This window comes from Pseudonocardia sp. ICBG1293, assembly GCF_020131355.1.
Lineage (GTDB): Bacteria > Actinomycetota > Actinomycetes > Mycobacteriales > Pseudonocardiaceae > Pseudonocardia.
The window spans coordinates 1-11,795 of sequence record NZ_JAHLEL010000035.1; the positions used below are offsets into that span (position 1 = coordinate 1).

9 protein-coding genes and 2 pseudogenes are annotated in these 11,795 nt (G+C 68.9%); 7 read left to right on the plus strand and 4 right to left on the minus strand.

What is annotated here, in order from left to right; translation table 11 throughout:
* Positions 1-262: pseudogene (locus KPF47_RS13535) on the minus strand (integrase); the annotation flags it as partial.
* Positions 214-822, minus strand: coding sequence for a hypothetical protein (locus KPF47_RS13540; RefSeq protein ID WP_224389187.1), 609 nt, complete (start codon positions 820-822; stop codon positions 214-216). The pseudogene KPF47_RS13535 and the gene KPF47_RS13540, both read right to left, overlap by 49 nt.
* A gap of 397 nt (positions 823-1,219) precedes the next feature.
* Here KPF47_RS13540 and KPF47_RS13545 point away from each other — a divergent pair, with 397 nt between their 5' ends.
* Positions 1,220-2,176, plus strand: coding sequence for a recombinase family protein (locus KPF47_RS13545; RefSeq protein WP_224389188.1), 957 nt, complete (start codon positions 1,220-1,222; stop codon positions 2,174-2,176).
* Between the two features lie 1,049 nt (positions 2,177-3,225).
* Here KPF47_RS13545 and KPF47_RS13550 read toward each other — a convergent pair.
* Positions 3,226-4,449 carry an IS701 family transposase gene (locus KPF47_RS13550; protein WP_374108843.1) on the minus strand — a complete coding sequence of 408 codons (1,224 nt, stop codon included), beginning with the start codon at positions 4,447-4,449 and terminating at the stop codon, positions 3,226-3,228.
* Between the two features lie 122 nt (positions 4,450-4,571).
* On the opposite strand from KPF47_RS13550, the gene KPF47_RS13555 reads away from it, so the two are divergent.
* The 6 genes from KPF47_RS13555 to KPF47_RS13580 all read left to right on the plus strand — a co-directional run bounded on the left by KPF47_RS13555 (position 4,572) and on the right by KPF47_RS13580 (position 11,268).
* Positions 4,572-5,771, plus strand: a complete 1,200-nt coding sequence (locus KPF47_RS13555; protein WP_224389189.1) for an IS701 family transposase — start codon at positions 4,572-4,574, stop codon at positions 5,769-5,771.
* Between the two features lie 240 nt (positions 5,772-6,011).
* Complete coding sequence (locus KPF47_RS13560) at positions 6,012-7,235, plus strand: IS701 family transposase (RefSeq protein WP_374108843.1); 1,224 nt, start codon at positions 6,012-6,014, stop codon at positions 7,233-7,235.
* Positions 7,236-9,027: 1,792 nt separating this feature from the next.
* On the plus strand, positions 9,028-9,321 hold the full coding sequence (locus KPF47_RS13565) for a hypothetical protein (RefSeq protein ID WP_224389190.1): 294 nt from the start codon (positions 9,028-9,030) through the stop codon (positions 9,319-9,321).
* A 383-nt stretch (positions 9,322-9,704) separates the two neighbouring features.
* Entirely contained in the window at positions 9,705-10,340 is a 636-nt protein-coding gene (locus tag KPF47_RS13570) for a ParA family protein (protein WP_224389191.1), read from the plus strand.
* Entirely contained in the window at positions 10,337-10,990 is a 654-nt protein-coding gene (locus KPF47_RS13575; protein WP_224389192.1) for a ParB N-terminal domain-containing protein, read from the plus strand. The genes KPF47_RS13570 and KPF47_RS13575 overlap by 4 nt, the downstream gene beginning before the upstream one ends.
* The gene (locus KPF47_RS13580; RefSeq protein WP_224389193.1) at positions 10,954-11,268 is read left to right on the plus strand and encodes a hypothetical protein; all 315 of its coding nucleotides are present in this window, start codon (positions 10,954-10,956) and stop codon (positions 11,266-11,268) included. The genes KPF47_RS13575 and KPF47_RS13580 overlap by 37 nt, the downstream gene beginning before the upstream one ends.
* A 71-nt stretch (positions 11,269-11,339) precedes the next feature.
* On the opposite strand, the pseudogene KPF47_RS13585 reads toward KPF47_RS13580, so the two are convergent.
* Positions 11,340-11,795: pseudogene (locus KPF47_RS13585) on the minus strand (DnaB-like helicase C-terminal domain-containing protein); the annotation flags it as partial.

Genomic DNA, 11,795 nt, shown 5'->3' on the forward strand with positions numbered 1-11,795 from the left:
CGGCGGCGAGCAGCCCCATCCAGCGCAGCACCGCGCACGGCGGGCAGGTCCCGGCTCGGGCGCCGTAGGGCAGCACCACGGTGGCGCCACGCCCGGTCTGATCGGTCTTGGACTTCGCGATGTGCACGTGCAACCCGTCGACCGGGTGGAAGGACACGTCAGCGATGGTGAGGGCGGCGAGCTCGCTGCGGCGCAGCGCTCCGGTGAATCCGATCAGCAGCGCGGCGGCGCGTCGCGGGCGCCGATCAACCCGGCCGGCCACGTCCCGAACTTCATGTCCGCGAGCACGGTGCGCAGGTCCTCCAGCAGGAGCGGGCGCATCTGATGGGTGGCGTGGGCACGGGTGCGCTTGATGCCGGTGAGTACCGCCCCGACGGCCGGGTCCCGAGTCGGGGACGGGTGGCCGGCGTCGTGGTGGGCGGCGGCGATCGCGGCCAGCCGCCGGCCCATCGTGGCCGGGGAGAACACCGCCTCTCCGTCCGCGGTGCGGGTGGCCTCGAGGTCGGCCAGGTAGAGCCGCACGGTGTCCACCGCCGCCGGCAATGCCGGTAGGCCCGCTGCGGCACACCAGCGGCGGAAGTGTGCCCAGTCCCCCGCATAGGCGGCTCGGGTGCGCGGCGCCCGCGCGGCGGTGGCGTGGGCGTCGGCGCGGGTGGCCAGCGCGGCCAGCGACGCGGCCCGGGCGGCCGCGGCCGCGACGCCACCGGGCAGCACCACGGTGTCGAGCGCGGTGTCGAGCCAGGTCCCGGGTTCGGCCGTGGCGCCCGCAACGGGGCCCATATCGGTGCCCGGGTGGGCGTCAGCGCCCCTCTCCACGCTCATCCGGGGCCCTTCCCTGGACATGGACCTGCGCCCGCGATCGCGGGATAGGTCAGATAAGTGGAGTTTATCGCGTGTCCCAGCCACACGGACGGAAGCGACCATGACCCGCCCGACAACAGCGGCCACGGAGGGCGGCTACAGACAACAGCAGCAGGCCTGACCAGCGATAACCGATGCTGCGGCGGCCGGTCGGCGAGAGTGAGACAGACCCGATGAAAGAAGCTGTTGTCCCCCGGGCGGGGCGACCGCCACCAGCGCCCGCCAACGTCATCGTCACCACTCGACACCGATCACAGTCACCACGCAACGAACCATCCTCAACGGGTCACATCTCCCCAGCCCAGGGGCATATCCGCCGATAATTCGGCGATTACTACGGCGACCCGAAGATCTGGGGATGGGAGACGTCGAACTGAACGTGCTCTCCGACGCCGATGAGGTCGAGCGGCCCCCGTGCCCACGCTGCGTGGCCGAGCCGGGCTCGCCGTGCCGGTCCCGGTCCAGCGCGGTCGCCGGGACCTACCACACCGGCCGGTTCACCAAAGTCCCTCGCCTGGCGAAGAACTTGCGCGTGCCGACCCCGGCCGACCGCGGACCCGGTCAGCCGTGGCGGCCGGGCACCCCGCCGCCGGCACCGATCGCCCCGGAGACGCCGAGCGCGGACATCCGGATCGGCTACGCCCGATGCTCACACCTGAGCCAGGAACTCCAGTCCCAGCTTGACGCCCTCGCCGCACACGGCATCCCGCGCGAGAAGATCTTCGCCGAGAAGATCTCCACCCGCAGCCGGGTCCGGCCGAAGTTCGAGGCCGCCCTCGAGGCCGCGCGGCAGATCAAGGCCCACGCCCCGCACTGCCGGGTCATCTTCACCGTCTACGAGATGAAGCGCCTCGGCCGCGACTCCGCCGAGCTGACCGCACTGGCCGACCACCTCACCGCACACGGCATCCTGCTGGAGATGCTGGCCGGGCCGATCGCCGGGATCTACGACCCCTCCGGAACCGGCCGGATGCTGTTCGGGTTCTTCGCCGCGATGGCCGAAACCGACCGCGAGACCATCCGCGAATCCACGCTGGAGGGTCTGAATGCGGCTGCCCGCAAGGGAAATCACGGCGGGCGTCCCCCGGTGATCACCGAGGACATGCTGCACACCGTCCTGCGCCGCCGCGCGAACGGCGAGTCCGTCGAGGACATCCGCCCGGACCTGATCATCCCCACCGGCAAACGCAAAGGCCAGAACCCCGGCCTCGCCAGCATCTACCGCGCCCTGGCCGACCACGCCAAACGCGAGGCCCACCCCGAGGCCGTCGAGCAAGCCCACGCCGATTTCGCCGCGCTGACGTCCGGCGCCTGAACAGCCGCGCACCACGAAGACCTGCCATCGAGTGCTCCGCGCCGGGGCTCATCGCCCCTTTCGCGCGTATCCCGGCGGTCCTCCTGGCCGGTGTCCTCCGCGCCGACTACGGGTGGCCACCGCAAGGCGAGTGACCACCCGTGCACAAGCGACGGCCCGCCCCTGGCAGCCCCGAGGAGGGCGGGTCATCGTCGTCTGGGGCCGTGCGGTCGGTCGTGGTCAGTACCGCAGGTATAGAGCGGCCAGCTGGTCTCCTGGCTCTGGGTCGGGTTCCCGTTGGAGATGCAGCGGTACTCGGAGGTGTCGGGCCTGCCCCGATAGGCAGCGATCGCCTCCTCGCACGCACCTCCTACTCCTCCTGCTTGGTGATCTTGGATTTGACGGAGGGTGGGAGCGCTCTCTCGGGACCCCTCCCGAGCTCGGCTCGGGGCTGGAGGGTCCTGCTGTGGTCGGAGGGCGGCCAGCTCATCGGCTCCGCCTGGTTCTCGTCCCGGACCGGTGCGGGACTCCCTGTGTATGGCTCGACGGGAGGTCGCGGGCTTCGCGCAGCTCGCGGAGGTGCTCGCTGAGCGCTTCCCTGGCGGCCATCCGTGCCCCTCGTCCTGCCGGCCGGTCCCGCAGAACTGGGGACAGCGGTGCAGGAGGGGTGGGCCTGCTGCCGGTGCCGGTGCTCGCGCGCATCCGGCCGATCTGCACGGCGCGGATCTCGCCGAGGCGTCCCTGCCAGGGGCGCAGCCGTGCCCCGATGACCCGCAGGGGATCGCGGGCATCGGTGGTGACCGGCCCTCGTGGCTGGTGGGGCCGGTCGGGGTGGTATTCGAGGGCGTGTCGGAGGCCGGCGACGGTGGCTCCGGCGTCCCACCACGGCTTGAGCAGAGCTCGGGCCCGCCAGATCTCGATCTTGCGGTCTTTTCGGCCTCCTAGTACTCCAGCCGCACTTCGTTAGCTGAGCTGTCTTCGTCGTCGATAGTGGCTTTCGCGGGCTCGGTGTTGGTGGCGACGTCGCCAGGTCGACCAGGCCCAGCACGGCGCCTGGGTGGGAATGTGGATCAGAGGTGCCAGGAGACGTCGGATCTCGGCGAGGGTGAGCGGGATGAGCCCGTGATCAGGTCTTTTGGGGCGATCGCCGCGGTGACCGAGAGGTAGGCGTGGGCGAGAATAGCCAGGGTGACGTGGCGGTACCAGGCGTCGTAACGCCGCACTTGATAGTGGTCGAGCCCGACCTCGTTCTTCGCGGTCTGGAAGCACTCCTCGATCGCCCACCGCGTGCCGGCGACGCGGATGAGATCGTCGTCGGTGGTGCCGGGCGGGCCGGCGCACAGGTAGTAGGCCAGATCGGGCTCCTCGCCGGCGGAGAGCTGTGTGTCGGTGAGGATCTGACGTCGGACCAGTAGCCATCGGCCCCATCCGGCCGGGGCGTTCTCGGGCGGATACAGCGAGGCCACGGCCCAGTCGTAGAAGCGTTCTCCCTTCACACCCGGACCGGCTGAGCGGCGCTTCCACGCCCGTCCGGGAGCGCGGGTGACCAGGTCGTCGGCCCGTCGTGAGCCGCTGATCTGACAGATGTCGGCGTCCAGGGACAACGGGACGGACTGGCTGCGCGGAACCGCGACGACGTAGCCGATCCGGCGCTGCTCGCACCAGGTGCGGAACTTGTAGTCCTGCCCGTATGCCTCGTCCGCGGTCACCCATCCTGCGGGAACCCCGGCATCGAGGGCACGGCCGAGCATTTCCTTGGCCAGCGTGGCCTTGGTGGCGAACTCGATCTCCTCAGGCACCGCCGCGGCTCGGCAGCGTTCCCGATCACCGGTCCAGGACTTGGGCAGGTAGAGCTCGCGGTCGATCAACGTCCGGCCCTTGCTCGTGGCATAGGCACAGAAGACTCCGAGCTGGCAGTTCTCCACCCGCCCGGCAGTGCCCGAGTACTGGCGCTGCACCCCCGCCGACTTCGTCCCCTTCTTCAGGAACCCGGTCTCATCGACGATCAGCACCCCACCGGACTCGCCGAGGTGCTCGACGACGTAATCCCGCAGGTCATCACGGACACCGTCGACATCCCAGGTCGCGGAGTTGAGCAGCCGCTGCATCCCATCCGGAGTCGTGTCACCGGCGACCTCGGCCAGCGTCCACCCGTTCTTCCCCGCCAACGGCGCCAACAACCCCCGCACATACGCCCGCGCCCGACGCCGCGGTTCCGTCCGGAAGAACCGGCCCGCCACCAGCCCGAACAGCCCATCCAGGCCACCGGCCCACGCCTCGAGATCCTCCTCCACCTGCACAAGATCGAAGCTTAGCGCACATCAACATCACAAACTGCGGCTGGAGTATTAATATGCAACGGCAGTTGTGGCGTGTCGTGAGAGGCTGGTACCGGTTCGGCGGTGATGATCACCGTGTGGTTGATGTTGCGGGGTGGGTGGCCTCGTTGGATGCGGTGGTGGAGCTGATCTCGGGCCGGTTCGCCAGGGCGGAACCTCGGCGGCGGGTCGGGACCTATCTGCGGGGGTTGCTGGCCGGGTTGGAGCGTAAGAACGGCTGGACGTTGGCCGAGCACGCCGGGGCGGTGTCCCCGGACGGGATGCAGCGGTTGCTGCGTACCGCGGACTGGGACGTCGACGGTGTCCGTGACGACCTGCGCGGCTATGTGCTCGACGGGCTCGGTGACGTCGAGTCCGGGGGGTTCGTCGTCGACGAGACCGGGTTTATCAAGAAGGGTGTGCGCTCGGCGGGGGTCCGGCGTCAGTACACCGGCACAAGCGGGAAGATCGACAACTGTCAGCTCGGGGTGTTCCTCGCCTACGCCTCGGTCAAGGGCCGGGCGTTGATCGACCGCGAGCTCTACCTGCCGACCTCGTGGACCGAGGACCGCGAACGCTGTGAGCGTGCCGATGTTCCCGAGGATGTCGAGTTCGCGACGAAACCGCAGCTCGGGACCGCGATGCTCGCCCGCGCCCACACCGCCGGGGTGCTCACGCCGGCATCGTGGGTGACCGCGGACGAGGCCTACGGGCAGACCCCGGGCTTCCGCGACCGCCTGGCGCAGTGGGAGATCCCCTACGTGCTGGCCACCCGTAACGACGACATTCTCACCAGCCCCGACCGGACCCGCCGCCCCGCCAAGGTCCTCGCCACCATCGCCGGGGCGCGAGATCCCGACACCGGCCGAGACGGCTGGGAACGACGGGCCATCGGGCCGGGCGCGCACGGGATGCGGGTCTACGACTGGGCTGCTGTCGCCCTGGACGCCGCGGGCCTCCCACACGGGTGGGGGCACTGGCTGCTGGTGTGCCGCCAGACCGAGCCCGCCGAGGGCAAGACCATCTGTGAGCTGGCCTTCTACCGCTGCGCCGCCCCCGCGAACACCCCGCTGCGGGAGCTGGTGAGGGTCGCCGGGGCGCGGTGGGCGATCGAGGAGTGCTTCCAGACCGCGAAGAACGAGGCGGGGCTCGATCAGTACCAGGTCCGCTCCTGGCGGGCGTGGCATGCCCACATCACCCTGGCCATGCTCGCGGCGGCCTACCTGGCGGTCACTCGCGCCACCGAACACGCACACGAGACCGAAAAGGGGGATCCGCAACCGGCCACCGCCGACTGATCCGGTTGTCAGCCAACGAGATCCGCCGACTCCTCGCCACCCTCTTGTTCACCCCACTCGTCTGTCTCGACCACGTCATGCACTGGTCACGCTGGCGTCGCGAACGCCAACAACGGGCCCGCGACTGCCACTACCGCCGACGCGGCGAACGACCACCCGACCGACCAACTGCCGTTGCAGTACTAGTACTCCAGCCGCAGTTTGTGATGTTGATGTGCGCTAAGCTTCGATCTTGTGCAGGTGGAGGAGGATCTCGAGGCGTGGGCCGGTGGCCTGGATGGGCTGTTCGGGCTGGTGGCGGGCCGGTTCTTCCGGACGGAACCGCGGCGTCGGGCGCGGGCGTATGTGCGGGGGTTGTTGGCGCCGTTGGCGGGGAAGAACGGGTGGACGCTGGCCGAGGTCGCCGGTGACACGACTCCGGATGGGATGCAGCGGCTGCTCAACTCCGCGACCTGGGATGTCGACGGTGTCCGTGATGACCTGCGGGATTACGTCGTCGAGCACCTCGGCGAGTCCGGTGGGGTGCTGATCGTCGATGAGACCGGGTTCCTGAAGAAGGGGACGAAGTCGGCGGGGGTGCAGCGCCAGTACTCGGGCACTGCCGGGCGGGTGGAGAACTGCCAGCTCGGAGTCTTCTGTGCCTATGCCACGAGCAAGGGCCGGACGTTGATCGACCGCGAGCTCTACCTGCCCAAGTCCTGGACCGGTGATCGGGAACGCTGCCGAGCCGCGGCGGTGCCTGAGGAGATCGAGTTCGCCACCAAGGCCACGCTGGCCAAGGAAATGCTCGGCCGTGCCCTCGATGCCGGGGTTCCCGCAGGATGGGTGACCGCGGACGAGGCATACGGGCAGGACTACAAGTTCCGCACCTGGTGCGAGCAGCGCCGGATCGGCTACGTCGTCGCGGTTCCGCGCAGCCAGTCCGTCCCGTTGTCCCTGGACGCCGACATCTGTCAGATCAGCGGCTCACGACGGGCCGACGACCTGGTCACCCGCGCTCCCGGACGGGCGTGGAAGCGCCGCTCAGCCGGTCCGGGTGTGAAGGGAGAACGCTTCTACGACTGGGCCGTGGCCTCGCTGTATCCGCCCGAGAACGCCCCGGCCGGATGGGGCCGATGGCTACTGGTCCGACGTCAGATCCTCACCGACACACAGCTCTCCGCCGGCGAGGAGCCCGATCTGGCCTACTACCTGTGCGCCGGCCCGCCCGGCACCACCGACGACGATCTCATCCGCGTCGCCGGCACGCGGTGGGCGATCGAGGAGTGCTTCCAGACCGCGAAGAACGAGGTCGGGCTCGACCACTATCAAGTGCGGCGTTACGACGCCTGGTACCGCCACGTCACCCTGGCTATTCTCGCCCACGCCTACCTCTCGGTCACCGCGGCGATCGCCCCAAAAGACCTGATCACGGGCTCATCCCGCTCACCCTCGCCGAGATCCGACGTCTCCTGGCACCTCTGATCCACATTCCCACCCAGGCGCCGTGCTGGGCCTGGTCGACCTGGCGACGTCGCCACCAACACCGAGCCCGCGAAAGCCACTATCGACGACGAAGACAGCTCAGCTAACGAAGTGCGGCTGGAGTACTAAGCACGACTAGTCGGGCTGGCAACGGTGTCGGAAGGACCGAGTCCGGGCCCAGTGGCGAGCACAGGAGCCGTGGGGAAATTTCTGGCCTCGCACGCGCACGCGTGCGTCGCGTTGTTCGGGCCCGCCACCACAACTGGAGGCGGCGCGGAAATTTCCTGAGGCCTTGGGGAGCGGCTCGGCGCTCGGCGTGCATGCTTGTGAGGGGACTCGACGCCGCCGCGCGAGCCGCTCGTCGGCGACGTCGACAGCGACCGTGTCTGGCCGCATTCCGCCGAGGGGCGATCGACTCGGTGCTCGACGGCCTGCTCCCGGCCTCGTGCAGCTCGTCAGCCCGAGAGCCCGCACCGGTCGCGCGATCCGCACCGCGCGCCCACGGCGTCAGCGACGACGCGCACGCTCTCCGCCCCCTCGGCCTCTGAGTTGCACCGAGCACGAGCACAGGCGCTTCCTGCGCTCGTTGCCACCGGGCTCAGGCCCTCGGCAGAGCGCGGTGAAGGGCAGCCGGGGCGGGTCCCGCACCCCAGGCCGGGCATCGGGACTCACGGGGCTCAACGGGCCGCGCCGAGCTCGCCTCTGGGAGTCGCGGTCCGCGAGGTTCCACGGGGTGGGCGCCGGGCCTTTCGAGACCTCCAGGCCGACACCTGCTCCCACAGCTCGCCCCGCAGCCCGGCGCCGAGGTCCCGTGGGCGACGACAACAGCCGTCCTGGTCGAACCGGAGACATCCCTCTGGAAGTTGACCCGGCGGGGCGGAGTGACGCCCACCCGACGCACGCGTACGCGCGAGGATGACCGTCTGGCAGCCACGCGCTCGGTCGCCCTGCCACCAGCTGCGAGGCTTCCGCGCCGACAAGACCGGGGCCACATCCTCGACGCCTTCCGGGCCGTTGAGCGTCCTCCGACCCACGGCGGATCGCCAAACGGGGCTCTGGAGCACCGGACGGGGCGGAACTCGACTCCCCCGCCTGATACGCACTGGAGCAGCTCGCCGCCCCGGCGCTGACCAGCACATACTCCACAGGTCACCGAGCGGCAGCGCCCACAGGCGCCGCGAAAGCCGCATGGTGGGCATAGTTCACTCCCAGTGCGGTTGGCTGAGCCGTCGTTGCCGACGCTCCCCTGCTGCCGCTGGATGTTACGTAGTCGCTGGTCAGGCGCGCATTGGGTCTGGAACTGGTAGCAGCACTCCCCCTCGGAGATCAGGCCCGCGCGGCGATCCCGCCACTGAGACTGTTTCAGCTGGTCAGAGACCTTCTGTAGGGACTCGAACGGATCCCTCGCCGCCGAGGCCGCAACCGCAATGCCACGCCGGGCGCGCGGGGCCGGGATAGCTACTCCCGGACGCCGCGGTTACACCTCGCGACCGCGCGCGACACCGCCTCGTTAAATGATGATCCCTCGGTCCCCCGCACCGAAGCCTCCCCTTCGGGCCCATGGCTGGGACCAGCGTCAGAGATGTGCTGGTCCGGCTGGGTTGATCCGGCCCAAGGAGGCAGGTGTGACGGCGTCTGCCGTACCGGCAGGGACACCCTCGACGACAGGCTCGTCTGGCGGCTTGGACGCGTAGCAGCCCCCCTCCGCGAAGACACGCTCACCGAAGGCGCTCAGTCACGGCACCGCTATCGGTACAGTTCTCGGTACCGGACCGAGGCAAGCGGAGGAGACGTGCGCGACAGTGCGCTGGTCGCCAGGCCAGACGAGCACGGACATGAGGTCCTGGTCGCCTACCGGCCGGTGCACTTCACCCTGGATGACACCGCACGGGCGATGAACGCCGTCGTGGACCCGCATCTGCGGAAGGTCTCCTCACGCGCCCGCGTTGGTCGCAGCCGAGTGCGTGATGTTCTGCGACAGATTGCGACCGACGGCTGGCCGGATGAGTTCGTGGCCGACCCAGATCGGGTCGATTACTGGCGGAAGTGGCTGGTCGCGCAGGGCGTGTTCCATCGAGATAACTGAGTTCACCGTCGCTGCATGAGTGATAACCGGGTTATCGCTCCGAGCTCCCCCGCCGCGGCATCGATGGGTGGTCGCCGACTCGACGGACTCTGGCGGCTCGTCGACGGCGAGAGTCTTCGCCGGCGACCTCAGGCCCCAGGTACTCCCCCGGGGCTCGGCCTTGCAGCAGGGAGGTCGACAGGATCCAACCCCCGAGCCGTCAGCGCGATGACCGCGATAACCGGGTTATCGCGCGGCCTGACGTGGTGCCGCACACGCCGGGGGATGACCTCGAAGTGCGGACGCGCAGCTGGCATCATCTGGTCTGACTTATCCGAAGTAGCGTCCCGATTCCGGGCCGTGAAGTCCACGGAGAGGTGGCCATCTTGGCCAGAGTTCATGCTGTGTGCTGCCAGAAGGGCGGCGTCGGCAAAACCACGATCACCGTCAACCTCGCTGCTGTCGTCGACCAGGTGCTCGGGGGTGACGATCCGTCCGTCCTGGTCGTGGGCACTGACCCGCAGCGATCCATGGATTGGTGGGCAAGCCGGGTTGGCGACGACATCCCGTTCGCCTACACCGAGACCGACAGCCCCAGTGATCTGGAGAGGTTGCGAGACGCTGACTTCTCGCACGTGTTCGTTGACACCCCGGGCAGTCTGGAGAACGAGCACATTCTCCGGTCGGTCTTGAAGAGTGCCGACGACGCGATCGTTCCGATCACGACAGAGCCGCTCACCTTCGTGCCGGCCGACACGACGATCACCCAGGTCATCGAGCCTCTGGGGGTCCCCTACACCGTGGTCGTGAATCTCTGGGATCCACGCGACGGCCGGGTCGACCTCGACGACACGCTGACCTTTGCCCGTAAGAAGAACTGGCCGCTCGCGAACTCGGTCATTCGTCGTTACAAGATCCACAGTCGGGCGGCAGCAGAGGGTGTCGTCTGTACCCAGTACGCCAAGAGCCGTGTGGCCTTGGAGGCCCAGCAGGACATCCTGCGGCTGGCGCTCGAACTCGGCTACGGGCGCACCCGATGAGCGAGGTGGCCGCGAGCAGCGCAGACTCAACAGCCGGGTCGCCGACGAAGAAGCGCAAGCGCGGGCGGGTGTCGTTCGGCTCCGACGTCTTCGCCGCGCAGGCCTCGCTCCAGGCAACGACGGACTCCAGCGCGTCCCTACGCCGTATCCCGCTGTCCGACCTGGCTCACAATCCACGCAACCCTCGCTACGGGTACGACGACCCTGCGATCCAGGAGCTCGCCGACAGCCTTCGGGAGCACGGGCAGCTGCAACCAGCGACTGTGGTCGCTCGGGATGTCTACCTCGCTCACTACCCGGAGGATGCGGATCAGCTCGGAGCCGCGGCGTGGGTGGTCCTCATCGGGAACCGCCGGCTCGCGGGCGCCCGTTTGGCGGAGCTGACTTACCTGGTCGCCTCGGTCGAGGACCGGCTCGGGGGAGCAGACCCGATGCTGGCCGAGGCCACGCTGGTGGAGAACATCCACCGTCAGGACCTTCCTCCACTGCTGGAGGCCCGCGAGCTTCAAGGTCTCGTGGAGCGGCATGGTTCGCAGCGCACTGCGGCGAAGCGAGTAGCGAAGACTCAGGCGTGGTTTCGCAGCGACTGTCGCTGCTCAAGCTCACCCCTGAGTTGCAGGAGAAGCTCCGCATCGGCGAGCTGTCGGTGAAGGAAGCTCGCACCGTAGCCTCCGCTCCACCAGAAGAACAGGCAGAGAAGCTGGAGTCCCTGCGCCGCGGGTCATCCGCGGGGGAGGGCGCCTCATCCGCCGGCGCCGCGGTCCAGGATCAGCCGGGGAACGACTCGCCGTCTCCTGCGCCGGCGACAGAGCAGCACGATCGAGATGCTGTTGTGGACGTCAGCAAGATGGCGCGCCGCCTTCGTCGGCAGCTCGACGATGATGCACTGGACGCGCTGATCGACGCGCTGGTCAAGCTCCGAGGCTGAGTCGATAACCGGTTATCGGCCGGCGCCGTTCGTGGTGAGCCGATAACCCGGTTATCGCCGTCAGTCCGACTTCAGCCGTGGGCGAGGTCGGAGAACCAGCTGTAGTGCAGCTGGTGGGCGACGGTGATCGTCGTGGTCGGGCCGTTACGGTGCTTGGCCAGGATCAGGTCGGCCTCACCGGCGCGCGGGTCGTCCTGCTCGATCGAGCCGGACTCACGCAGGTCCGACAGCATCGGCCGCTTGTCGGTGCGCTGCTCGGGACCACGGTTCAGCTGGCTCATCGCGACCACCGGGACCTCGAGCTCTTGGCTAGCAGCTTGATCTGCCGGGAGAACTCCGAGACCTCCTGCTGACGGGACTCGACCTTGCGGCCCGAGGTCATCAGCTGCAGGTAGTCCAGGATGATCAGCTTCAGGTCGTAGCGCTGCTTCATCCGGCGCGCCTTGGCCCGGATCTCCATCAGCGTCAGGTTCGGCGAGTCGTCGATGTAGAGCGGAGCCTCGGAGATCTCCGACATGCGCCGCGCC